Genomic DNA, 23,663 nt, shown 5'->3' on the forward strand with positions numbered 1-23,663 from the left:
TCGACCCGCCGCTACGTTGCCGGCAGCTCCACGCTCACCGCGACCGCGCCCGCGCCGACGTGCAGCGCGAGCACCGGACCCAGCTCGGTGACGATCGCCGGCTCGCACGCCGGCAGCCGCTCGCCCAGCGCCGTCGCCACGTCGTGGGCGCCGTCCGGGTTGTCGACGTGATGCACCGCCAAGGCCGCGGCGTGGTGGCCGACGACCCCGCAGACCCGGTCGACCATCGTCTCCGTCGCGTGGCTGACCGTGCGGACCCGTTGCGCCAGAACGAGTTTGCCGTCATCAATGCGTAGCAGCGGCTTGAGGGCCAGCGCGGTGCCCAGCCACGCCTTGGCCCCACCGATCCGTCCGCTGCGGCGCAGGTTGTCCAGCCGGTGCACCACGATGAAGGCATGTGCGCGGTCGACGGCGGCCCGCGCGGCGGCCGCGACGGTATTGACGTCCGCGCCGTCGGCGGCGGCCCGCGCCGCGGCCAACGCGACGAAGCCGAGGCCCATCGCGGCCGACTTGGAATCGACGACGCGCACATTCGGATCCAGATCGGCTGCGGTGCGTTCGGCGGCCCGGCAGGTTCCCGACAGTGCCGACGAAATATGGACGGCCACAACACCGTCGGCGCCGCTGTCGGCCAGCGCCTGCTGGTACGCGTCGGCCAGTTCGGCCGGAGTGGCCGCCGCGGTGGTGGCCGCGAGTTTGTAGATGTCGCCGGGAATGTCGTCGACCCCGTCACGCAGATCGTGGCCGTCGAGCAGGATATGCAGCGGAACGACGCGGATGCCCCACTTTTCGCGCAGGTCGGCCGGAAGACGTGCCGACGAGTCGGTCAACACCACGACGGTCACGAGCGCGGCCCGCGGGGTTTCTCGGTCGCCACGCCGGCCTGATTGCGCGGCTCCTCCTCATCGCGCTGCGCGCTCTGCATCGTCGCCACGCCGGCCTGAGCGAGCGCCTTGAGCATCAACTCCGCCACCGCCTGATGCGCCTCGAAATTCCAGTGAATGCCGTCGGGGTTCCCCCGGCCATTCATAATCTGTTCGCCGACAGCGGCTTTCAGGTCCACCAGCGGCACATCGTAGTTCTGCGCCCATTCGGTGATCGCCGCCACCGTTCCCGCCCGTCCATGGTGGGCCCTGCCATAGGTGTCGGCGATATGCACCGACGGCAGCGAGGCCACTATGGGGATGCCGGGGCGGTTGAAATCGATTGCACCACGCGTCTGTTCGAGGTATTCGGCACTGAGGTGCGGGGGCAGTGCCGATCTGGCCACCGGTGAGAGCCTCGGCTGCAGCCAGCCATAGCCGTCGCGGACCCAGCGCCGCAGCCGGGGCGGCCGGACGTAGCGGATCAGCTCACGCAGCGCGGTGGGCAGCACCGACGGCAGCGAATCCATGCCGCCGGTGGCGAAGATGACCGCTCCGGCCCTGGGCAGCGCCGCCCAGGCCCGCGGGTCCTGGGTCGCTGCCCACCAGATGTCGCGGCACGTCCAACCGATTCGCCCAATCAGCTCGACGTCCCAACCAAGTTGTGCCGCAACGATATTCGGCCAGATCCGGGGATCATTGGCGGGCAGCCCCCCGGTGGGGCCGTAATAGGCCAAGGAGTCGGCGAAAATCAGCAGCGTCGGCTGCGACGGCTGCTCAGAGGACATCGTTGGACACCTGGGCCGAAGCGTTCCATACGTCCAGACGCCAACGGATGCTGTCGAATTCGTCGGCGCGATCGTCGCTGTGCCCGGAAAGTTGCACCCAGCTGGCGTTGCCCATGCCACCCAAAATCGGCCAGTTGGCAACCGGAAGCTTCAGCAGCGCGGCCGACAGCGCGGCGATCAGGCCGCCGTGGGCCACCAGCACCACCGGGCGATCCGGCCCGTCGGGGTCACCCCATTCCGGGTCGCCAGAGACCAATTCGGCCACCAACGGCACGCTGCGCGCCGCGACGTCGACCCTGCTCTCGCCCCCATGCGGCGCCCAGGTGGCGTCTTCACGCCAAGCCAGCCGCGCGCCCGGGGCCTGCGCGTCGACCTCGGTGTGGGTCAGTCCCTGCCAGTCGCCGAGGTGAGTCTCCCGCAACCGCCGGTCCACCCGAATCGGAAGGCCTGTCAACTCACCCAGCCTGACCGCCGTGTCGTAGGCGCGATGCAAATCCGAGGACACGATCAGCAACGGCTGCAGCTTGCCCAGCACCTCGGCCGCGGCCACCGCCTGTGCCCGGCCGAGTTCGCTGAGTTCAGAATCCAGCTGGCCCTGCATCCGGCTACCGGCGTTGAACTCGGTTTGCCCGTGCCGCAACATGATCAGACGACGAATTCTCATGGCGCGCCCGACTCGCCGGAGTCCTCGCGACCCTCGTCCAGGTCCACCGGGACCACCGGGCAGTCGCTCCACAACCGGTCCAGGGCATAGAAGTCCCGCTCGTCCTGATGCTGGATGTGCACGACGATGTCGCGGTAGTCCAGCAGCGTCCAGCGGCCTTCCCGGGTGCCCTCGCGCCGGGCCGGCTTGTAGCCGGCCTTGCGCATCTTCTCCTCGACCTCGTCAACGATGGCGTTGACCTGCCGCTCGTTGGACGCCGACGCGATCACGAAGCAGTCCGTGATGGCGAGCTGCGCCGAGACGTCGATGACGACGACGTCGTCGGCCAGCTTTCCGGCGGCGGCGCCGGCCGCCACCGCCGCCATGTCGATGGCCTCCTGGGTGGCGCTCATGGGTGTTCCCCTGTGGCAAGGCGTTTTTCGTTCACCGTCACCGGCGGCCCCTCATTGTTGCGGTAGAGACGACGCTTGGAGACGTACTGCACGACGCCATCGGGCATCAGGTACCACAGCGGCCGGCGCTGCGCCGCGCGGCGGCGGCAATCGGTCGACGAGATGGCCAGCGCCGGGATCTCGACGAGGGTCAGCGCGTCCTCGGGCAGCTCGCCCAGCACACCGGTGACGTGTTCGCGGCGCAACTCGTAGCCGGGCCGGCTGACCCCGACGAAGCGCGCCAGCTCGAACACCGTCTCCCAGCCCTGCCACGACAGGATGGAGGCCAGCGCGTCGGCCCCGGTGATGAAGTACAGCTCGGAGTCGGGGTTCAGAGCGCTCAGATCGCGCAGAGTGTCCTTGGTGTAGGTGGGCCCGGCGCGGTCGATGTCGACCCGGCTGACCGAGAAGCGCGGATTGGACGCCGTGGCGATCACCGTCATCAGGTACCGGTCCTCGGCGGCAGAGACATGCCGATCCTTCTGCCAGGGCTGACCGCTGGGCACGAACACCACTTGGTCGAGGTCGAACAGGTCGGCCACCTCACTCGCGGCAACCAGGTGGCCGTAATGGATGGGGTCGAACGTCCCACCCATCACTCCTAACCTGCGAAGCTGCTTTTGCACGATGTGCCAGCTTACTTGAGCCGGTGTTACGGTCCGATTTCCCAGCCGTTGATCACAGGCGCCACACCAGCCTCTGCGCCGGGTGGCATGTGTTGTGCCCGCCTCAGAGCGACAAACGGCCGGCGAATACGCCGTGACACCCCACGGCCCGCAATTGTCGCTATGAGGCGGGCACCAAGCACATCGCCGCCGCCGGTGACGCGTGTGGCCGATGTGAAACGCGACCGCACCCCTACACGGGCAGCAACTGGTCGATCACCGCGGCCAGTTGTTTGGCAGACCGGCACTCGTGCATCGGGATGACCTCTTGATAGCGCGGCGCGGCCGAGTCGCCGCTGCCCCACAGGTGCCTGGGTTCGGGATTGAGCCAGTGCGCGTGGCGACTGGCGGTCACCATGTGGGTCAGCAGCTCGATCTCCGGGTTGCGGTAATTCGTGCGGCCATCCCCCAGCACCAGCAGCGACGTGCGCGGTGAGAGCACATTGGGGAACGCCTGCACGAAAGACGCGAACGCGTTGCCGTAATCGGAATGCCCGTCGCGACTGTAAACACCCGACTCCCGGGTGATCCGCTGGATGGCCACGGCCAAGTCGGCCTCGGGGCCGAACATGTGCGTCACCTCGTCGGTGGTGTCGATGAACGCGAACACCCGCACCCGTGAAAACTGTTGGCGCAGAGCATGTACCAGGAGCAGGGTGAAATGGCTGAAACCGGCGACCGAACCGGACACGTCGCACAACACCACCAGCTCCGGCCGCGCGGGGCGCGGCTTGGCCAGCACCACGTCGATCGGCACCCCGCCGGTGGACATCGACTTGCGCAGCGTCTTGCGCAGATCTATCGTCCCCGCCCTGGTGCGCCGGCGGCGGGCCGCCAAGCGGGTCGCCAGCGTTCGGGCCAGTGGGGCCACCACGCGGCGCATCTGGCGCAGCTGCTCACCGGAGGCGCGCAGGAATTCCACGTTCTCGGAAAGCTGTGGAATGCCGTACATCTGGACGTGATCGCGACCCAGCTGCTCCGCGGTGCGACGCTTCGTCTCCGAGTCGACCATCTTGCGCAGCTGGGAAATCCGCTGCGCAGCAAGAGCTTTGGCAATCTCCTCCTGGCTGGGGGTGGGCTCGTCGCCGTACGAGGCGAGCAACCCGGCCAGCAGCTTACCCTCGAGCTCGTCCAGCGCCATCGCTTTGAGGGCCTGATACGACGAGAACGAGGGGCCGCGGCTGGAGCTGTATTTGCCGTAAGCCTCGACGATCCGGGCGATCATCGCGACCAGGCGCTCATCCATGTCGGCGAGGTCGGGGTTCTCGGTCAGCAGATCCGCGAGCATCTGCCGCATCGCCTCGACGTCGTCGGCCGGCAACGCGCTGTCGTCGGGCGAGCCGTCGGCGTCGTCGTCGGTGACCACTGCGCGGGCGCCCAGCGCCGTGGGGAACCACAGGTCGAACATGGCGTCATAGGTCTCGCGGTGATCGGGCCGGCGCAACACGGCGCACGCCAGGCCCTCGCGCAGCACCTTGCGGTCGGTCAGGCCGAGCGTCGCCATCACCCGGCCGGCATCCACCGTCTCGGACGGACCGACCGAAATCCCGGCCCCGCGAAGCGCTTCCACGAATCCCACCAAGTGACCGGGCAGCCCGTGCGGGGCGAGCGGTCGGGAGGGCCGGATACGGCGGGCGGGCATCGCAGTCGTCCTAGTTCAGCCGCAGCTCGCCGGTCGCGCGCTGCTGGTCGGATTGATGCTTGAGCACCACGCCCAGCGTAGCCGCGACGACGGCGTCATCGATGGTGTCCAGGCCCAGCGCCAGCAGGGTGCGGCCCCAGTCGATGGTCTCGGCGATGGACGGCACCTTCTTGAGTTGCATGCCGCGCAGCACGCCGATGATGCGAACGAGTTCCTCGGCCAGGTGCCCGGGCAGCTCGGGGACCCGGGACAACAGGATGCGGCGTTCCAGGTCGGGACTGGGAAAGTCGATGTGCAAGAACAGGCAGCGACGCTTGAGCGCCTCGGACAGCTCGCGGGTGGCATTCGAGGTCAGCACCACCAGCGGCGTCCGCTCGGCGGTGATCGTGCCCAGTTCGGGAACGGTCACCGCGAAGTCGGACAGCACCTCGAGCAGCAGGCCCTCGATCTCGATGTCCGCCTTGTCGGTCTCGTCGATCAGCAGCACCGTCGGATCGGTGCGCCGGATGGCGGTCAGTAGCGGGCGCTGCAGCAAGAACTCCTCGCTGAACACGTCGTCCTTGGTCTGATCCCAGTCCCCCGAACCGGCCTGAATACGAAGTATCTGCTTGGCGTGGTTCCACTCGTAGAGCGCGCGGGCCTCGTCGACCCCCTCGTAGCACTGCAGGCGCACCAGGCCCGAGCCGGTGGCCTGGGCGATGGCGCGGGCCAACTCGGTCTTGCCCACGCCGGCCGGGCCTTCCACCAACAAGGGCTTGCCGAGCCGGTCGGCCAGGAACACAGCCGTCGCGGTGGCGGTGTCGGGCAGGTAGCCGGTCTCGGCCAGCCGCCATGAGACATCGTCGATGTCGTCGAACAACGGCCTGGACCGGGCGGGCACGCTCACAATCGGTTCTCCTAAGACTCTGTCGTCACGCGGGAATCAGGCCGGGCGAGTTTGCCCGTCTCCCCACGCGATCCATTTGGTCGAGGTCAATTCGGAGAGCCCCATCGGACCGCGGGCATGCAGTTTCTGGGTGGAGATCCCGATCTCGGCACCGAAGCCGAACTGCTCACCGTCGGTGAACGCCGTGGACGCGTTCACCATCACCGCCGCGGCGTCAACGCCGTCCGTAAACTTTTGCGCCGCGGCCATATTGGTGGTCACGATGGCCTCGGTGTGTCCGGTGCCGTACTCGTTGATGTGCGCGATCGCGGCGTCGATGCCGTCGACCACCGCCACCGCGATGTCCATCGACAAATATTCGCGACGCAGGTCATCCTCATGTGCGTCCCCGGACAATCCACCGTGCACGGTCACGCCGGCCTGTTGCAGGGCCGTCACCAGCCGGGGTACCGCCTTTTCGGCGATCCCGGCGTCGATCAACAGTGTCTCGGCCGCGTTGCACACACTGGGCCGGCGGGTCTTGGAATTCAGCAGGATTCGTTCGGCCACATCCAAATCGGCGCCGTCGTGCACGTAGACGTGACAGTTCCCGACACCGGTCTCGATGGTGGGCACCTGCGCGTCGCGGACCACCGCGTTGATCAGGCTGGCCCCGCCGCGCGGAATCACCACGTCCACCAGGCCGCGGGCCTGGATCAGATGGGTCACCGTCGAGCGGTCATCGGCCGAAAGCAGTTGGACCGCATCGGTCGGTAGATCCTCACCGACCAGCGCGGCACGCAGCACCTGCACCAGCGTCTGGTTGGACCGCGTCGCCGACGAACTCCCGCGCAGCAGCACGGCGTTGCCGGACTTCAGGGCCAGCCCGAAGGCATCGACGGTCACGTTGGGCCTGCCCTCGTAGATCATGCCGACGACGCCCAGCGGAACCCGCTGCTGGCGCAGCTGCAACCCATTGGGCAGCGTGTAACCGCGCAACACCTCCCCGACCGGGTCGGGCAGCCCGGCGACCTGGCGCAGGCCGGCGGCGATGCCCTCGACCCGGGTGGCGTCCAGTGCCAGCCGGTCGAGCATCGCGGTCGGCGTGCCGGCCGCGCGGGCGGCGTCGAGGTCTTCGGCGTTGGCCGACAGGATCAGCTCGGTGTGGGCGGAAATCGCGTCGGCCGCAGAGCGCAGTGCCTGGTCCTTGGCAACCGTCGGCAGCAACGCCAGGACACGTGACGCCACCCGCGCGCGGCGTGCGGCGTTGTGCACCTCCTGGCGCAAGTCAGGAAGCGATGGTGCTTGCAGACTCATTGAACCAGCGTATCGGGCGGCAAAACCCCGGGTGAGCCGACCCGATCGCTAGCCCGATGGTGGCGACCCGCTTCGCCCGGCACCGCCGCGCTCGCGATCGCCACACCTTGCCGCGCACTACGCACCCTGCTGCGCCGCTCTTCGATGATGTGGCCGAAGTTCTGCAGCAGCATCGGGGCACGCGCCACCAGATGCTCGATGTGTTCGCGATCGATCTCGAGCGCCGTGACCTCCTCGATCGCGTACGCGCTGGCCAGGTTTGGTTGCCGAGTCAGCGCCGTCAGCCCCAGGAACGACCCCTCGTCCAGCGTGCTGATCGGGACCAGCGAGCCGTCGTCGGCGGTCGCTGCCAATTGCACGCGACCCGAGACCAAGAACGTCATGGTCGTCGGCACCTGGCCGGCATACTCCACCACCTCGTCGGTGCCGTAGCGGACGATCCTCGACATGGACCGCAGCGACCGCTGGTCCTCGGCGCCGATCCGCAACGCCGGCGCCACCACGGTGTGCAGCGCATGCTCCACTCGTTCGACGGTGCAGAAGTCGTCGTCGGCGTCGTCGAGGTGCAGGCCCTCTCGCCGCGCCGCGTACCAGGCCCAGCGCAGGAAGGTGGCCTCGGCGGCGCCGGCGGCCGCCGGTGAGTCCACGCCGACGGTGGTGCGGTACTCGCCCGCACCTTTCGGCACCGTGCGCGCCACGCTGCCGGGTTTGAGCTGCGGCAACTCCCGGGCGATGCGCGACAGCAGCGCACACACCCGGTCCGGCGGGTCGACACTGGAGAACGTGGTCGTCATCGCCAGCTTGTACGCGCCAGGCGGGCGGGAAAGGTTGGTGAACGCGGTGCCCGCGAGCATCGAGTTCGGCATCACCCGAATACCGCTGCCGGTGTCGATGTGCACGGCCCGCCAGTTCACCTCGACCACGCGCCCGCGAGCGGTGCCGGTGTCCAGCCAGTCGTCGATGCGGAACGGCTGCTCGAACAACATGAACAGGCCCGACACGATCTGGCCGACGGAGTTCTGCAGCATCAGGCCGATGACGACCGACGTGACGCCCAGCGCGGTGAAGATACCGCCGATGCGCACGCCCCAGATGTAGGAGGACATCACCGCCAGACCGACACCGATCACGACCAACCGGGCGCAGTCCAGAAAGATGGTGGGTAGCCTTTTGCGCCAACTCTTTTCGGGTGCGCCTTCGAACATCGTCGCGTTGAGACCCGACAGCACGAGCACCAGCACCAGCACGCCGAACACCGTGGTCAGCAGGCGCACCGGAACATCGCCGGCCTGTACCTGGGAGGCCTGGACCAACAGCAGCAACAGCGCACCGAGGGGCAGCAGGTAATTGCGCACCAGGCCGACCTGCCGGGCCAGCGGGCTGTTCCTGCGCCGCAGCGCGTCCTGCAACTCGGTGAGCGCGATCAACCCGAGCGGCAGTCCGACCGCGATGCCGATCGCCCAGTAGAACCACGTCGAGCTGAAGAGATTCATCAGCGCTCCAGCAACCGGTAGATGGCCTGGTCGGCACCGCCGACCGAGATGGTACCTGCGGGGGTGAACTGCCGGATGTCCCGCATCGCCTCGTACACCTGCGAACTGACGTAGACGCCGGGCTGGGGTGCGCCACTGTGCATTTGATAGGCCAGGCTGACCGCGCCGCCCCACATGTCATACACCAGGCTGGAGCGGCCGACCAGCCCGCTCACCACGTTGCCCGTGTTCACCCCGACCCGCAGGCCCAGCTGGTGCCCGGTCTGGCTGTTGAATCGGTCGATGATGCGGCCGATCGCCAGGGCGAAGTCGACCGCGCGGTGGATGCTGTCCAGCCGGGGGGTGACTACCCCACAGCTGGCCAGATAGCCGTTGTGGAAGGTGCGAATGCGTTCGACGCCAAGGGTTTCGGCGGCCGAGTCGAATTGCCGGAACAGATCGCCGACGGTGGCAACCAACTCGTCTTCAGGCACGGTGCTGGAGATCTCGTCCAAGCCGACGATGTCGGCGTAGATGATGGCCACGTCGCGATGTTTCTGAGCGACGTTCTCCTCGCCCCCGCGATACCGCTGCAGCACCGATTCGGGCATCAAAGCCAGCAGCACGCGGTCGTTTTCCCGCCGCTGTTCGTTCAGCAACTCCTCCTTGATCGCCAAGTTGCGACTCATCTCGTTGAAAGCCGCTGTGAGATCGCCGATTTCGTCACGCCGCCGGACCGGGATGTTGATCTCGTAGTCACCGGAGCTGATCTTGCGGGTGCCCTCTTCGAGGCGCCGGACGGGTCGCACCGCGGCCTGTGCGACCAGCATCGAGGCCACACAGATCACGAAGACCATCGCGGCGACGGCCACCACCAGCGTCCTGCTGAACCGGCCGAGTCTGGCAAACGCATCGGAGTTGTCGCGCGTCGCGAGGATCGACCAGTGCAGGTCCGAGTTCGGGATGTCCAGCGGGGCATAGGCTTCCAGCTCCTTGTTGCCCATGTAGTCAGTGGCGCTGACCACGCCTGTCTCGCCGCGTTTGGCGGCGCGCAGACCGGCGGTGTCCACCGGCTGCACCAGGGTGGTGGTGCCCAGCCGGATCGCCCGGTCGGCCACGTCGGGTGGCGTGCCGCCATCGATCGCCGAGCGCCGGTACTCCGTCGGTGCCTCGATGAAATCCCGTGAATCGGAGCGCATCAGGTCATCGGGGCCGGCCAGGTATGTCTCGGTCGCTGGCCCCATGCCGGCGGCCTCCCAGCGCTTGTCGGCGGTCATGATCTTGTTGATCTTCGCGACCGGCACCGGCAGCGCCATCACCCCCTCGAACTTGCCGTTCATGCCGATCGGTGACACCACCCAGGCCGTGGGCGTGTCGAGTTGCGGCTGGTACGGCTGGAAGTCGGTGATCCAGACGAAGTCGAGATCGTTGGACGCCAGAGCTTTCCGGTAGGCATCGCGCAGCTTCGATTCCCGGTACGGCCCGGTCAGGATGTTAGTCCCGAGATCGGGACCCTTCAGCACGCTGTAGACCACGTTGCCCTGCATGTCCAACAACAGCGCATCGCGATAGTCGAAACGGGTCACGATGCCGCGCATGTAGAAGTCGAAGCGCGCGTTGGTCGCCGACCAGGCGCTGCCGTCGCCGGCGTCCGCGACCGGCAGCGTGTCGGGGCCGGTCCGGGGACCGGCGGTGTAATAGGCCTGAATGTACTTCTGCGCGTTGGAACTCGGCAGTACTGCCCTAATGTCGATGGTGTCCCCGGTGATGCGCTTGATCGGTTTGATCATGTCGTTGTCGTAGTAATCGACCAGTGCCTGCTGTTGGGCCGGCGCGATCGTCGCATTGTTCAACTGCGCGAAGTCGGCCGTCAGAGCCGTTACGGCCTGGTTGATGCCGAACCCGCCACTCCAGGTGATCAGCGAATTCGACACCTCACGAAACAGCGCCTGCACCGCGCGCTTTTGGGACTCCCGCAGCTCGATCAGCCGTTCGGACTCGACCTGCCGCAAGGCGTTGCGCCCGGACGCCGCCCCGATGGCGCCGATCACCGCCACGCCCAGGATGCTCGACAGCAGCATGGTCAACAGGATTTTGGACTGGATGCCGAACCGGAATCGGGCCAGCACCGGCCGACGCGGGCCTCCGGTGGGCGGTGCATCCGGTTCGGGATCGGTATGGGGTGCAGCGTCTGTCAGCTCGCTCGTGGTCAATCGCCCGCCCCTTTACCTGGGATCCAGCACCGCTAACGCAGCAGAATATCGCGCAGACATCGAGATATTCGGGGTTTGCCGTGAACGCGATTCCGCGTCGAAAGTGCCGGTTGCCCTGGTGTGCTTTAGCATCGCGGTCCGACTAACGTCGGCGTGATGGCTGGGGTCTGTGTCGTGGGTAGCGTGAATCTCGATCTGTCGTTGGCCGTCGAGGCCCTTCCGCGGCCCGGCGAAACGGTTTTGGCGTCGTCGCTCACGCACGCCCCCGGCGGCAAGGGCGGCAATCAAGCCGTGGCGGCGGCCCGGGCCGGCGCACAGGTGCAGTTCGTCGGTGCGGTGGGCGACGACGCGGCCGCCGGACGATTGCGCGCACACCTCGAGGCGAACGGCGTCGGGCTGGACGGCGTCGCCGAAATTTCCGGCCCCAGCGGCACGGCCGTGGTGGTGGTCGACGCGAATGCCGAGAACACCATCGTGGTCGTGCCGGGCGCCAACGGCCGTTTGACGCTGACCGATGATCGTGCGCGCGCGGTCGTCGCCCGCTGCGACGTGATGCTGACCCAGTTGGAGATTCCGGTGGCCACGGCCGTCGCGGCGGCGCGACACGCCCGTTCGGCGGGGGCGGTGGTCGTCGTGAACGCATCCCCGGCAGGTCAGGACCCCGGCCCGTTGAGCGAGTTGGCCGCCGCCGCGGACGTGGTGATCACCAACCAAGACGAGGCCGTCGAATGGCCATGGCGTCCAGAGCATTTGGTGGTCACGCTGGGTGCGCGCGGCGCCCGCTACGAGGGCGCGGACGGCGAGTACACCGTGGCGGCTCCGGCCGTGGATGCGGTGGACACCACCGGGGCCGGTGACGTGTTCGCCGGCGTGCTGGCCGCGAGTTGGCCGCCCCATCCGGGCTCGCCGGACCAGCGGCGCCTGGCGGTACAGCGGGCCTGCGCGGCGGGCGCGCTGGCGACGTTGGTCGCCGGCGCGGGTGACTGCGCACCGGACGTCGATGCCATCGACAAGGCGCTCCGCGGCGCGCCCTAGCCGCCCTGCCCGCCGACGTCGTGGGCGATTCTCAGCCCGTCGCCGGTCTCCATCTCCTCCGCTGTCTGGCTGAGCAGCACGCGACTTCGGCTCGGCGATAGGAGCGCCGACAAATAGTGATGCGGTGCGCCGGCCGCGTACACGAGCCGGTTGACCCGCAACAGGGCGGCACCGATCGGGATGTCGAGCAGGTGCGCGTTGCGCGGTCCCGCGATTTCGGCCGTGATTTCGTGCCGCACCCCGTTCGCGGTGATTCCACTGTCGGACAGCAGATCGTAGAGCGGCGCGCGCCGCAATGCGGACTTGGTGAGCACCGGGGCCAGTTCCGGGGGCAGCCAGGCGTCGGTCACCATCAACGGCTCGCCCGTCCTGCGTTGCCGCCGCACCCGCACGATGTGCAGCAACTCGCCGGTGCGCCCGAGGGTTTCGGCAATGACCCGTGCGGGCGTCCGCGTGCCCAGTTCAACCACTTCGACCTCGGTTTCGAATTGGGTCTGGCGCAGTCCTTGCAAGTACGAGCGGCCGGCTGGCACGTCGGCCGGATCATGTTGGCGCACAAACGAACCAACGCCGTGCCGACGCTCGATGTAACCCTGGTCGGCGAGATCGGCCAGCGCGCGGCGCACGGTGATGCGAGAAACCCCGAACTGATCGCACAGGGTCTGCTCGGTGGGCAACGCGTCGCCGGGGGCGATGACCCCGCGATCGATCTCGTCGTGCAGCACCAAGAACAGCTGCCGGTGCAACGGCACACCGGCGGCCGTGGACACCGGGCCGGCCTTGTCGCTGCGCTGCTGCACGGTGATCAATGCTTTCACACCGCCTCCCTTGCGCGATCCGACTAGTTGTTATAAACATATAACAACTAGTCAACGGTGGACAGGGAGTCGTGATGATCGCGGTGCATCAGTCGGCCGCCACCGATCCGGCCGGCCCGACCGGGCGCCTCGCCACCTGGGTCGCCGAGCTGACGCTCGACGACGTGCCCGCCAGCGTCGTCGACCGCGCCAAACACCTCCTGCTGGACGGCATCGGCTGCGCGCTGGTGGGAGCTCAACTGCCGTGGTCACGCGTGGCCACCGGCGCCGTCTTGGGACTCGAGGGCCCCGGCGACAGCATCGTCATCGGCACCGGTCAGCGGACCAGCGCGCCCGCGGCCGCTGTGCTCAACGGCACGTTCATCCAGGGCTTCGAACTCGACGACTTCCATCCGCTCGCCCCGCTGCACAGCTGCTCGCTGCTCATCCCGGCGCTGCTGTCGACGGCGTCAAAACGCCCGGTACCAACGACCGGCGCCGACCTGCTGCTCGCGGCCATAGCCGGGTTCGAAGTCGGACCCCGCGTGGGCTACACCCTGCACGGCACCCAGATGCTGGACCGCGGCTGGCATTCGGGCCCGGTCTTCGGCACCCATTCGGCGGCAATGGCGTCCGGCAAGCTGCGGGGCCTGCCTCCGGCGCAACTGGAGGACGCACTGGGTCTGGCCGCAACCCAGTCGGCGGGTCTGATGGCCGCGCAGTACGAAGCCATGAGTAAGCGCATGCACCACGGCCTGGCCGCGCGCAATGGGTTCTACGCGGCGGGTCTGGCGCAAGCGGGCTACACCGGCATCAAGCGCGTGTTCGAGCGCGAATATGGTGGCTTCCTCAGCGTTTTCGGCGAGGGTCACGATCCGGATGCCGCGCTGCTGAGCGGTGAACTCGGCCACCGCTGGGAGACCACCGTCATCATGGTCAAGTCGTACGCCGCCATGGGTGGGCTGCACGGTGCCATCGACGCCGCCCGGGAGCTCCGGAGTTCGATTGCGCCGGGCGATATCTCGTCGGTCGACATCACCGTCGGGGAGACCGTGTACAAGCACGGCTGGTGGACGCCGGAGCGCCCGCTCACCCCGATCGGGGCGCAGATGAACATTGGATACGCCACCGCGGCCGCGCTGCTCGACGGCAACGTGCTGCCCGAACAATTCACCCCGGCCCGACTCGATTCCGACGACATCTGGTCGCTGATCGCCGCCACGACCGTGCACCTCGACGAATCGCTGGCCGACGCCGGCATCACCGAGAAATTCCGCACCGATGTCGCGGTGACCGCCCGGGACGGAACCGTGCACCGCGCGCGAGTAGCCCTGCCGCATGGCGCACCCAACGATCCGGTCACCAACGACGAACTGGTGGCCAAGTTCCACGCGCTGGCCGACCGGGTCATGAACCACGACCGCGCCGGGGCGATCGAGCGCGCGGTGGTCGGGCTCGACGACCAGACCGACGTCAACACCCTGATCGACCTGCTTGCCGAACCCGTCGCGGGCGCGCTGGATTGAAAGGAGCAAGATGCCAACAACACCGGCCCGTCGGAGGCTCAGAGATTTACTCGACAAGCGCGAACTCATCGTCGCACCAGGCGTTTTCGATGGAATATCCGCACACCTGACCAGAAGGACCGGGCACGCCGCCGCATACATGACCGGTGCCGGTGTGGCGGCGTCGGGTTTTGGATTGCCTGACATCGGTCTGGTCACCGCGACCGAGATGGCCGATCGGGTCGGGATGATCACCGGCGCCCTCGGTGATGTCCCGCTGATCGCCGACGCGGACACCGGCTACGGCGGACCGATGAACGTGGTGCGCACGGTTCGTTCCTACGATGCGGCCGGGGTGGCCGCCATCCAACTGGAGGACCAACTGTTCCCCAAACGCTGCGGTCACCTCCCGGACAAGCAGCTCGTCGACGCCGCGGTGTTCGAACAGACGCTGGCGGCAGCACTGGACGCCAGATCCGATGACAACCTGCTGGTGGTGGCCCGCACCGACGCGCGCGGTCCGCTCGGCCTGGACGTCGCGATCGAGCGCGCCAACCATTACGCGCAGGCGGGCGCCGACATCATCTTCGTGGAGGCGCCGCAGGACGTCGGCGAAATCGAGCGCATCGCACACGAAGTGGACGCTCCCCTGCTGATCAACCTGGTGCTCGGCGGCCTGACGCCGCTGCAGTCCGCGTCGCGGCTGCAGGAGTTGGGATACGCGATCGCCATCCACCCCAGCAACCTGTTGATACAGACGACGTTCGCCATGCTGCAGAGCCTGTGCGAACTCAACGGCACCGACCTCACCGCCCAACTACCGACCTCCCCGGCAGACTTCTTCAACCTGGTGGGCATGGCGGACTGGCGCGCGCTCGACGACAAGTACGCACACACCGAGGACCGCACATGGGCATGACCATCATCGAAAAGACCTTCGCCCGCAAGGCCGGGCTGGACTCGATCGCACCGGGTGACACCGTCGTAGTCGACGTGGACATGACGGTGCTGATCGACCTGCAGTTCGCCACCATGTGGATACAGCCCAACAGGATTCACGACCCCGACAAGCTCGCGGTGATCATGGATCACGCCGTGCCGGCGCCGACCATCAAGGATGCCGAGGGCGGCAATCACGCCCGCAAATTCGTCGCGGACTTCGGGATCGAGCGCTTCTACGACGTCGGCCGGCACGGCATCTGCCACCAGGTGATCGCGGAGAACGGGCTCGCCCGCCCGGGAGAAGTGCTGGCCTGCACCGACTCTCACACCTGCGCGGCCGGCGCATACAACACCGCAGCCCGCGGGCTGGGTCCCGCCGAGATCTATTCGATCATGTGCACCGGCTCTACCTGGTTCCAAGTCGCACCGACGATCCGCTACGAATTCCACGGCGCCAAACCGGACGTGGTGAGCGGCAAGGACATCTTCCTGCACATCGCCAACGAGTACGGCGATGCGCCCAATCAGAACCTCGAGTTCGGCGGGCCCGGCCTGGCCGGCATCCCGATGCACGACCGGCGGACCATCGCGACCCAGGGCGCGGAGGTGTCGGCCGACTTCAGCACATTCGATCCCGACGATGTGTTGGCGTCGTTCCTCGACGAACGCGGGGTCACCGGATTCGACGCCGTCACACCGGATTCCGACGCCGCCTACCACGACATCCGGCGGATCGACCTGGCGGCGCTGGAACCCTACGTGGCGCGGCCGGGCACCGTCAGCCGCAACGGCTCTCCGGTATCGCAACTGGCCAAACAGAAAATCGACCAGGCCTTCATCGGCTCCTGCGCCAACGGGCAACTCGAAGACCTGCAGATCGCCGCGCAGGTGTTGCGCGGCAAAACCGTCGCGCCGGGCGTGCGGTTGCTGGTGACGCCCGCCTCGCAGGCCGTATACCGCGAGGCCATGCGGCGCGGTTACCTCCAGGACCTCGCCGACGCCGGCGCCGTCGTCACCAACTCCACCTGCGGAGCCTGTTTCGGCTACCACATGGGCGTGGTGGGCCCCGGCGAGGTGTGCATCACGGCCAGCACCCGCAACTTCACCGGGCGCATGGGCAGCACCGAGGCCGAGATCTACATGGCCTCCCCGGCGACCGTCGCCGCGTCCGCGGTCACCGGCTACATCAGCGACCCGAGGAGCGTGATCGAATGACGCTGCGATCGCTTGCATTTCAAGGCAAAGTCTGGGTGTTCGGCGACAACCTGAACACTGACGCCATGTATCCGGCGTTCGCCATGAAGATGGAATCGGCCGAGGCCGCCAGGCACGTCTTCTACGAGGTGCGGCCGGGCTGGACCGACGAGGTGTCCCCGGGCGATATCGTGTTGGCCGGCAAGAACTTCGGGCTCGGTTCGTCGCGGCCGGTGGCGGCGCTGTTCGTCGAGCTCGGCGTCGCCGGACTGGTCGCCGAGGAATTCAACTCGCTGTTCTTTCGCAATGCCGTGAACTCCGGGCTGCCGGCGATCACCGTCCCCGACGCCACCTCGGCCTTCAGTGACGGCGACACCGGAACGTTCGATCTCGCCGATGGCAGCTGGCGCAACGACACCACCGGCGCCTCGGGCTCGGTTCCCAAGCTGCCCGACCTCATCCTCGACATCATCGAGAGCGGCGGCGTGTTGCCACGGCTCGCCCGCCAGGGCTACCTGCCCAGCGAATTGGGCGACCTGCTGCGCTCACCCGCGGTGGCGATGCGCGGTGCGGGCAGCGGCGCGTGATCGAGCGACTGGGCAAGCTGCTCCGCGGCGTGCGCGCGGGCGCCCACCGAAGTCCGCTCGCCGACGGCGCATTGGAGGCCCCCACCACCATCACGGTGACCAGTCCCGCCTTCGCCGAGGGCGGCGTCATGCCGGCGTCCAGCGCGGGAAAGGGCGTCGGTGACAACGCGTCGCCGCCGTTGCGCTGGGCGGCATCGCCGGCCGGGACGCGTCAGCTGGTGCTCGTCATCGACGACGTCGACGTTCCGCTCCCCCGTCCCCTCGTGCACACCGCCGCGGTGATCGATCCGAGCGTGGACGGCGTTGCCGCAGGCGCACTTCAGCCCGGATGCCCGGGAATCCGCTTCCTGCAGGCCGACCTGGGCCATTACGGCTACGCCGGGCCACGACCGATCCGCGGGCATGGGCCACACCGCTACCGCTTTCATGTGCTCGCGCTCGACGCCGTCCTTCCTGACACCGTGACCACCACCAAGGGTCTGCTGGCCGCGATGCGCGGGCACGTGCTGGCGCGGGGCACGCTGACCGGAACCTACGAGCGCTGAGCGCGGCGAGTCACCCCGCTGACCTGCGGTTGGCAGCGTTTGGCAGCGCCGGGCGTCGATGTGGCAGTGGATTGCGGGCAGCGTCGATGGCGATCGCAGCACGCCATCGAGAAAGGAACATCATGTCCGCTACCACGATTGACCGCACGGGCACCCGGGACGGCCTGCTTCGCTTTGCGATGCGGGCAGACGCCGCTATCAGCGCGCTGGTGGGGCTGGCCGGTATCCCGGTGGCCGGCTGGCTCGCCGACATCTCGGGCACGACGAAGGCGTTCGAGTACGGCATGGGCGCGTTCCTGATCGCCTACGGCGTGGTGGTGTTCGGGCTGGCCGCCCTGCCGTCGGTGCGCCGCGCCGGCATGGCCGTCATCGTCGGGAACGTGGCATACACGGTGGCCGCAGTCGTTCTGGTGCTCGCGAACATCTTCCCGCTGACGCCCACCGGTGTGGTGCTGAACCTGGCCGCAGGCGTTTACACGCTGGTGTTCGCCGAGTTGCAGTACCGGGGCTGGCGCCGCGCCAGGGCCTGAGCCACATCCTGTCGGGCCCGCCCGGTGCTTCCGGGCGGGCCTTCGGGCGCACGTGGCTAGTCCTCGGGCACCTCGCGTTCGATCTCGTCGAGCCAGATGTGCGCCGACATGTCGGACGGGGCGCGCCAGTCTCCCCGCGGCGACAGAGAGCCGCCGTGCGACACCTTGGGGCCGTTGGGCAAGGCCGAGCGCTTGAACTGGCTGAACGAGTAGAACCGCTGCACGAAAACCTGCAACCAGTGCCGAATCTCCTTCAGCGAGTACGACGGCCGTTTGTCCTCCGGGAAGCCGGGCGGCCAGATGCCGTGTTCGGGATCGCTCCACGCATGCCAGGCCAGGAACGCGATTTTCGAGGGCCGGAACCCGAAGCGCAGCACATGGAACAGTGAAAAGTCTTGCAGCGCAAACGGACCCACTTTCGCCTCGCTGCTCTGCAGCTCTTCCTCCTCGCCGCTGGGAACCAGCTCCGGGGTGATTTCGGTGTCGAGCACGGACTGCAGCACCTCGCAGACCTCCGGCTCGAACTGTTCCGAGGAGATCACCCAGCGAATCAGATGCTGCACCAGGGTCTTGGGCACACCGGCGTTGACGTTGTAATGCGACATCTGGTCGCCGACACCGTAAGTCGACCAGCCCAACCCCAGCTCGGACAGGTCTCCGGTGCCCAGCACGATGCCGCCCCGCTGGTTGGCCAGCCGGAACAGGTAGTCGGTGCGCAATCCGGCCTGGACGTTTTCGAAGGTGACGTCGTATACCTTCTCGCCTCGCGCGAACGGGTGATCCATCTCCTTGAGCATCAGCTGCGCGGTCTCGCGGATGTCGATCTCGGCGAACGTCACACCCAGCGTGCGGCACAGCTCGGCCGCGTTGCGTTTGGTGTGGTCCCCGGTCGCAAAGCCGGGCAGTGTGAACGCCAGAATGTCGCTGCGCGGCCGCTGTTCGCGATCCATCGCGCGGGCGGCGACGATCAGCGCGTGCGTCGAGTCCAGGCCGCCGGAGATCCCGATCACCACTTTCGGGAAATCCAGCGCACGCAACCGCTGTTCGAGACCGGCGACCTGGATGTTGTAGCCCTCGAAGCAATCCTGTTCCAGCCGTTGCGGATCGGCGGGGACGAAGGGGAAGCGCTCGATCTCGCGCCGCAGTCCGATGTCGCCGCCCGGTGGGTCCAGCCGGAACTCGATGTGCCGGTAAGCATCCGTCGTCGTCCGGTGGTGGCGCCGGTTGTCGTCGAAGGTGCCCATCCGGAGCCGTTCGGAGCGCAGCAAATCGATGTCGACGTCGGCGACGCTGAGTCGCTCGCCTTTGGGGAAGCGCTCGGACTGAGCCAGCAGCACGCCGTTCTCGAAGACCATAGTCTGCCCGTCCCAGGCCAGGTCGGTCGTCGATTCACCTTCTCCGGCAGCCGAATACACGTAGGCGGCGAGGCATCGCGACGACGCCGAGCGCGCCAGCAGGCGGCGGTCCTCGGCGCGTCCGATGGTGATCGGACTGCCGGACAGGTTGGCAAGCACCGTCGCGCCCGCGAGCGCGGCCTGCGCACTGGGCGGAATCGGCACGAACATGTCCTCGCAGATCTCCACGTGCAGCACGAAGCCGGGCACGTCGGACGCCTCGAAGAGCAGATCGGGACCGAACGGCACCTCGGCGCCTGCCAGGCGAATGCTGCCGCGCTCATCGTCTCCGGGTGCGATCTGACGGCGCTCGTAGAACTCCCGATAGGTGGGCAGGTACGACTTCGGCACCACCCCGAGCACCTCGCCGCCGTGGACGATGACGGCAGTGTTGTAGATCCGGTGCCGATGACGCAGCGGCGCGCCGACCACCAGCACCGGCAGCAACTCGGCCGATGCCGCGACGATCTGAGCGACGGCCTTTTCGACATCGTCGAGCAACACATCCTGCAGCACGATGTCCTCGATGGAATACCCCGACAGCGTCAGCTCCGGGAAGACGGCGAGCGCCGCGCCGTCGTCGTGGCACTCCCTGGCCATCCGCAGCACCGATTCGGCATTCGCGGCCGGGTCACCGATGACCGTGTGGTGCGTGCATGCGGCGACGCGGGCGAAACCCTGGCTGTAAGCGTTGTAAAAGTCCATCGCCCTTCCATTGTCGTCCCATACGTGTCAACTCGGAGCCGCCGGGTATCCCCGCCCGCATGAGCGACACTGCCCTGTTAGTGGTCGACATGATGAATACGTATCAGCATCCCGATGCTGAAAATCTAATACCCAATGTCGAGAAGGCCATTGAGCCTTTGGCCGATTTGGTTCACCGGGCGCGCGAATCCGACGACGTCGACCTGGTGTACGTCAACGACAACTACGGCGATTTCACCGCCGAGTTCGCCGACATCGTCCGTGCCGCATGCGACGGGGCCCGGCCCGATCTGGTGAAACCGATCCTGCCGACCGGGGGGTTCCGCGTGATGACCAAGGTCCGGCACAGCGCGTTCTACGCGACGCCGCTGGCATACCTGCTCAACAGGCTGGGCACCAAGCGGTTGATCATCACCGGCCAGGTCACCGAGCAATGCATCCTCTACACCGCCCTGGATGCCTATGTGCGGCACTTCCCCGTCGTGATCCCGACCGATGCCGTGGCGAATATCGACCCTGACCTGGGCCCGGCCGCGTGCAAGATGATGCAGCGAAACATGTCCGCCGAGCTCACCAGCGCGGCGGACTGCCTGGGCTGAATCCGTACTCTGGATGAGGTGATCGCCGGCTCCGCAGAATCGCCCGAACTGGTCACGTTGCTGGCCGGTCGCCGGATCGCGGTGCTCACCGGCGCGGGTATCTCCACCGATTCGGGCATTCCCGACTATCGCGGGCCCGATTCGCCGCCGAGCAATCCCATGACGATCCGTCAGTTCACCGGCGATCCGGTGTTCCGGCAGCGGTACTGGGCGCGCAACCACCTCGGGTGGCGGCACATGGACGACACACTGCCCAACGCGGGCCACCGGGCGCTCGCCGCGCTCGAGGCCGCATCGGTGGTGACCGGTGTGATCACCCAGAATGTCGATCTGCTGCACACCAAGGCCGGCAGCCGAAACGTCATCAACCTGCACGGCACCTACGCGCAGGTGATCTGTCTGGGCTGCGGATCCACGATGACGCGGGCCGCGCTGGCGGGGCGGCTGGAGGCGCTCAACCCCGGATTCGCCGAACGCGCCGAAGCGATCGGTGGGCTGGCGGTGGCTCCCGACGCCGACGCGATCGTCGCCGACACCGCGTCGTTCCGCTATCTGGATTGCGAGCGCTGTGGCGGGATGCTGAAGCCGGACATCGTCTACTTCGGCGAGAGCATCGCCAAAGACATTGTGGCGCAAGCTTATAGGTTGGTTGCACAGTCCGACGCGCTACTGGTCGCCGGCTCGTCGCTGACCGTGTTTTCCGGCTATCGGTTCGTGCGTCACGCCGCCGCGCTGGGCATCCCGGTGGCCATCGTCAACCGCGGCGGCACCCGCGGCGACGACCTGGCCACCGTCAAGGTCGAGGGCGGCTGCTCGGAGTTGCTGGTCCTGCTGGCCGACGAGTTGGCGCCGCTGTCAACGCATTAGAAGGTGCAGGGCATGGTGCGGATGGCATGCACGAAATTGCCCGCGAGATAGGCGGGGTCGCCCGCCTGGATGTCTGGCAGCTGACGGAACAGCTCGCCGACGATGGCCCGCAGTTGCGCGCGGGCCACGTGTGCACCCAGGCAGAAGTGCAGTCCGCCGCCGCCGAAGCCCACGTGCGGGTTGGCGTCGCGGCTCAAGTTCAGGCGCTCCGGGTGGTCGAAAAACTCGGTGTCCCAATTGCCGGACGGATACAACATGACCACCTTCTCGCCCGCCAAAATCGTCTGGCCGCCCAGCTCGACATCCGTTGCGGCCGTGCGGCGAAAGGTCATCACCGGCGTCGCCCAGCGGATGAACTCCTCGACTGCCGTACCGATCCGGTTGTCGAAATCCTCGAGCAGCCAAGCCTTCTCGTCGGGGAAATCCGTCAGTGCCCGCAGCGTGTGGCTGATGGTTTGCCGGGTGGTGTCGTTGCCCGCCACGGAGAGCAGCACGAAGAACGCCGCCACCTCCGCGTCTTCCAGGCGGTCACCGTCCACCTCGGCGGTGACCAGGCTGCTGATCAGGTCGTCGCCGGGGTGCTCGCGACGCTGGGTGGCCAGGGTGCCGACGAGCTGGTGCAGATACAGCTGGTTTTCCACCAGGACTTCCATCGCCGGGCGCCCGTTGAGGAATTCCGGGTCGGCCCAGGACACCAGGGCGTCGGTCGCGTGCGCCATGCGCTCGCGCTCGGACTCAGGAATTCCCATCATGTCCGACAGGGTGCGGATGGGCAGCTCCTTGGCGCAGTGGTCGACGAAATCCGCACCGCTACCGGCGGCCCGCAGTTCGTCGACGATGGTCTTGGCGTTGGCCTTGATTGAGTCCTCGATGCGGCGGACCTGCCGCGGGCTGAGCGCGGCGTGCGCGAGCTTGCGCAGCTTGGTGTGTCGAGGCGGGTCCATCGCGAGGAATGACTGCGACGCCTCGAGCAGCTCGACCGGAATGCTCTCGAACATCACGCCCCGGCCGGACAGGAAGACGTCGTTGTTGCGGCTGACCGCGACGATGTCGGAGCGTCGGGTGACCGCCCAGAAGCCGGGATCGGCCGGGTCAGGCATGAGCGAGTCTTCGACGGGCGGATGCCAGCTCACCGGGCGCTCGGCGCGCAGCACGGCGAACGAGCGTTCCCGGTCCGCCGCGGTGGTCGACCAGAACGCCCGCGAGGACAGGTCGATCTCGTCGTAGGCACGACCGGTCCTGTCGGTACCAGCCCCATCTGTCAGCACAGCCATGGCGGCGACCCCTCCATCTCGTATGACCCCGGTCACAGGCTCGTCCGCGACAATATGCCTAGACACTATGTCTAGTCAATGTGTCCGAGGCTCGGCTATGCTCGCCCCATGCCGTCGCTCACCCGCAAACCGCAGGGCCACCGCGGCGTGGGTCGTGAGCAGCGGCGCGAGCAAATGGAGCGTCGGCTGCTCGACGCCACCGAACGGCTGATGCGAGACGGTGCGAGCTTCACCGAACTCAGCGTGGATCGGCTCTCCGGCGAGGCGGGCATTTCGCGGGCCAGCTTCTACATCTACTTCGAGGACAAGGGTCATCTGCTGCGCCGGCTCGCGGGCCAGGTGTTCCGCGATCTGACCGACAGCGCGCGCAGCTGGTGGAGCGTGGCCGGGCGGCATGACCCGAACGACGTGCGGACGGCGATGAGCCGCATCATCGCCACCTACCGGCGCCATCAGGCGGTGCTGGTCGCGCTCAACGAAATGGCCGGCTACGACCCGCCGACGGCGCACACGTATCGCGAACTGCTGATCGGGATCTCCGAGCAGATGACCCGGGTTATCGAGGACGGCCAGGCAGACGGATCCATTCGCCCCGAGCTGGCGCCCCTGACCACCGCCAGCGCACTGACCTGGATGGTCGAGCGGGCCTGCCACCAGAACCTGCCAGCCAATCCACCCGACTACGATGCCCAGCTCGCCGCCACGCTGGCCGAAATCGTTTGGGGTGCACTGTATCTCAAGCCAACCTCGGATCGCTGACCCAAACGGA

The 23,663-nt window shown here is 67.5% G+C and carries 22 protein-coding genes and 2 pseudogenes; 10 read left to right on the forward strand and 14 right to left on the reverse strand.

Annotated elements, in window-relative coordinates; genetic code table 11:
- Window positions 1-11: 11 nt before the first annotated feature.
- The 10 genes from OQ789_RS11175 to OQ789_RS11220 all read right to left on the reverse strand — a co-directional run bounded on the left by OQ789_RS11175 (window position 12) and on the right by OQ789_RS11220 (window position 10,920).
- On the reverse strand, window positions 12-845 hold the full coding sequence (locus OQ789_RS11175; RefSeq protein WP_324685719.1) for a DegV family protein: 834 nt from the start codon (window positions 843-845) through the stop codon (window positions 12-14).
- Complete coding sequence (gene octT, locus OQ789_RS11180) at window positions 842-1,651, reverse strand: diglucosylglycerate octanoyltransferase (protein ID WP_324685721.1); 810 nt, start codon at window positions 1,649-1,651, stop codon at window positions 842-844. The genes OQ789_RS11175 and octT overlap by 4 nt, the downstream gene beginning before the upstream one ends.
- Window positions 1,641-2,315, reverse strand: a complete 675-nt coding sequence (gene gpgP / locus OQ789_RS11185; protein ID WP_324685722.1) for a glucosyl-3-phosphoglycerate phosphatase — start codon at window positions 2,313-2,315, stop codon at window positions 1,641-1,643. Before gpgP ends, octT begins: the two co-directional genes overlap by 11 nt.
- Window positions 2,312-2,707 (reverse strand): ribosome silencing factor, encoded by a 396-nt coding sequence (gene rsfS, locus OQ789_RS11190; protein ID WP_324685723.1) that lies wholly within the window; start codon window positions 2,705-2,707, stop codon window positions 2,312-2,314. The genes gpgP and rsfS overlap by 4 nt, the downstream gene beginning before the upstream one ends.
- The gene (gene nadD, locus OQ789_RS11195; RefSeq protein WP_324685725.1) at window positions 2,704-3,372 is read right to left on the reverse strand and encodes a nicotinate-nucleotide adenylyltransferase; all 669 of its coding nucleotides are present in this window, start codon (window positions 3,370-3,372) and stop codon (window positions 2,704-2,706) included. Before nadD ends, rsfS begins: the two co-directional genes overlap by 4 nt.
- A gap of 232 nt (window positions 3,373-3,604) precedes the next feature.
- Entirely contained in the window at window positions 3,605-5,053 is a 1,449-nt protein-coding gene (locus OQ789_RS11200; RefSeq protein WP_324685727.1) for a VWA domain-containing protein, read from the reverse strand.
- Between the two features lie 10 nt (window positions 5,054-5,063).
- Window positions 5,064-5,939 (reverse strand): MoxR family ATPase, encoded by an 876-nt coding sequence (locus OQ789_RS11205; protein ID WP_324685728.1) that lies wholly within the window; start codon window positions 5,937-5,939, stop codon window positions 5,064-5,066.
- 36 nt (window positions 5,940-5,975) lie between these two features.
- Window positions 5,976-7,235, reverse strand: a complete 1,260-nt coding sequence (locus OQ789_RS11210; RefSeq protein ID WP_324685729.1) for a glutamate-5-semialdehyde dehydrogenase — start codon at window positions 7,233-7,235, stop codon at window positions 5,976-5,978.
- Window positions 7,232-8,728, reverse strand: a complete 1,497-nt coding sequence (locus OQ789_RS11215; protein ID WP_324685730.1) for a mechanosensitive ion channel family protein — start codon at window positions 8,726-8,728, stop codon at window positions 7,232-7,234. The genes OQ789_RS11210 and OQ789_RS11215 overlap by 4 nt, the downstream gene beginning before the upstream one ends.
- Window positions 8,728-10,920 (reverse strand): adenylate/guanylate cyclase domain-containing protein, encoded by a 2,193-nt coding sequence (locus OQ789_RS11220; protein WP_420716093.1) that lies wholly within the window; start codon window positions 10,918-10,920, stop codon window positions 8,728-8,730. The genes OQ789_RS11215 and OQ789_RS11220 overlap by 1 nt, the downstream gene beginning before the upstream one ends.
- A gap of 156 nt (window positions 10,921-11,076) precedes the next feature.
- Between OQ789_RS11220 and OQ789_RS11225 the strand changes: the two genes are divergently transcribed.
- The gene (locus tag OQ789_RS11225; RefSeq protein WP_324685731.1) at window positions 11,077-11,955 is read left to right on the forward strand and encodes a ribokinase; all 879 of its coding nucleotides are present in this window, start codon (window positions 11,077-11,079) and stop codon (window positions 11,953-11,955) included.
- Here the strand turns inward: OQ789_RS11225 and OQ789_RS11230 are convergent.
- The gene (locus tag OQ789_RS11230) at window positions 11,952-12,773 is read right to left on the reverse strand and encodes a GntR family transcriptional regulator (RefSeq protein WP_420716094.1); all 822 of its coding nucleotides are present in this window, start codon (window positions 12,771-12,773) and stop codon (window positions 11,952-11,954) included. The genes OQ789_RS11225 and OQ789_RS11230 overlap by 4 nt on opposite strands.
- Window positions 12,774-12,847: 74 nt before the next feature.
- On the opposite strand from OQ789_RS11230, the gene OQ789_RS11235 reads away from it, so the two are divergent.
- The 6 genes from OQ789_RS11235 to OQ789_RS11260 all read left to right on the forward strand — a co-directional run bounded on the left by OQ789_RS11235 (window position 12,848) and on the right by OQ789_RS11260 (window position 18,055).
- Window positions 12,848-14,278, forward strand: coding sequence for an MmgE/PrpD family protein (locus OQ789_RS11235; RefSeq protein ID WP_324685732.1), 1,431 nt, complete (start codon window positions 12,848-12,850; stop codon window positions 14,276-14,278).
- A gap of 10 nt (window positions 14,279-14,288) precedes the next feature.
- Window positions 14,289-15,176: an isocitrate lyase/PEP mutase family protein gene (locus OQ789_RS11240; protein WP_324685733.1), complete on the forward strand. Its 888-nt coding sequence runs from the start codon at window positions 14,289-14,291 to the stop codon at window positions 15,174-15,176.
- Window positions 15,167-16,414, forward strand: a complete 1,248-nt coding sequence (locus OQ789_RS11245; RefSeq protein ID WP_324685735.1) for an aconitase/3-isopropylmalate dehydratase large subunit family protein — start codon at window positions 15,167-15,169, stop codon at window positions 16,412-16,414. Before OQ789_RS11240 ends, OQ789_RS11245 begins: the two co-directional genes overlap by 10 nt.
- Window positions 16,411-16,980, forward strand: coding sequence for a 3-isopropylmalate dehydratase (locus OQ789_RS11250; RefSeq protein WP_324685738.1), 570 nt, complete (start codon window positions 16,411-16,413; stop codon window positions 16,978-16,980). Before OQ789_RS11245 ends, OQ789_RS11250 begins: the two co-directional genes overlap by 4 nt.
- Complete coding sequence (locus OQ789_RS11255; RefSeq protein WP_324685740.1) at window positions 16,977-17,525, forward strand: YbhB/YbcL family Raf kinase inhibitor-like protein; 549 nt, start codon at window positions 16,977-16,979, stop codon at window positions 17,523-17,525. Before OQ789_RS11250 ends, OQ789_RS11255 begins: the two co-directional genes overlap by 4 nt.
- 122 nt (window positions 17,526-17,647) lie before the next feature.
- Window positions 17,648-18,055 (forward strand): hypothetical protein, encoded by a 408-nt coding sequence (locus OQ789_RS11260; protein WP_324685742.1) that lies wholly within the window; start codon window positions 17,648-17,650, stop codon window positions 18,053-18,055.
- A 56-nt stretch (window positions 18,056-18,111) separates the two neighbouring features.
- On the opposite strand, the gene OQ789_RS11265 is transcribed toward OQ789_RS11260, so the two are convergent.
- Window positions 18,112-20,154, reverse strand: coding sequence for an NAD(+) synthase (locus tag OQ789_RS11265; protein WP_324685743.1), 2,043 nt, complete (start codon window positions 20,152-20,154; stop codon window positions 18,112-18,114).
- Between the two features lie 59 nt (window positions 20,155-20,213).
- On the opposite strand from OQ789_RS11265, the gene OQ789_RS11270 reads away from it, so the two are divergent.
- Both OQ789_RS11270 and OQ789_RS11275 read left to right on the forward strand, forming a co-directional pair.
- Window positions 20,214-20,753, forward strand: coding sequence for an isochorismatase family cysteine hydrolase (locus OQ789_RS11270; protein ID WP_324685744.1), 540 nt, complete (start codon window positions 20,214-20,216; stop codon window positions 20,751-20,753).
- Between the two features lie 81 nt (window positions 20,754-20,834).
- Window positions 20,835-21,440: pseudogene (locus OQ789_RS11275) on the forward strand (Sir2 family NAD-dependent protein deacetylase); the annotation flags it as partial.
- Here OQ789_RS11275 and OQ789_RS25990 read toward each other — a convergent pair.
- Both OQ789_RS25990 and OQ789_RS11280 read right to left on the reverse strand, forming a co-directional pair.
- Window positions 21,420-21,551: pseudogene (locus OQ789_RS25990) on the reverse strand (hypothetical protein); the annotation flags it as partial. The pseudogenes OQ789_RS11275 and OQ789_RS25990 overlap by 21 nt on opposite strands.
- Window positions 21,552-21,616: 65 nt before the next feature.
- The gene (locus OQ789_RS11280; RefSeq protein ID WP_324685747.1) at window positions 21,617-22,894 is read right to left on the reverse strand and encodes a cytochrome P450; all 1,278 of its coding nucleotides are present in this window, start codon (window positions 22,892-22,894) and stop codon (window positions 21,617-21,619) included.
- Window positions 22,895-23,002: 108 nt separating this feature from the next.
- Here OQ789_RS11280 and OQ789_RS11285 point away from each other — a divergent pair, with 108 nt between their 5' ends.
- Entirely contained in the window at window positions 23,003-23,653 is a 651-nt protein-coding gene (locus OQ789_RS11285; protein WP_324685749.1) for a TetR/AcrR family transcriptional regulator, read from the forward strand.
- Window positions 23,654-23,663 lie beyond the last annotated feature (10 nt).

The sequence above is a fragment of the Mycobacterium sp. 94-17 genome, assembly GCF_035617725.1.
Taxonomy (GTDB): Bacteria; Actinomycetota; Actinomycetes; order Mycobacteriales; family Mycobacteriaceae; genus Mycobacterium.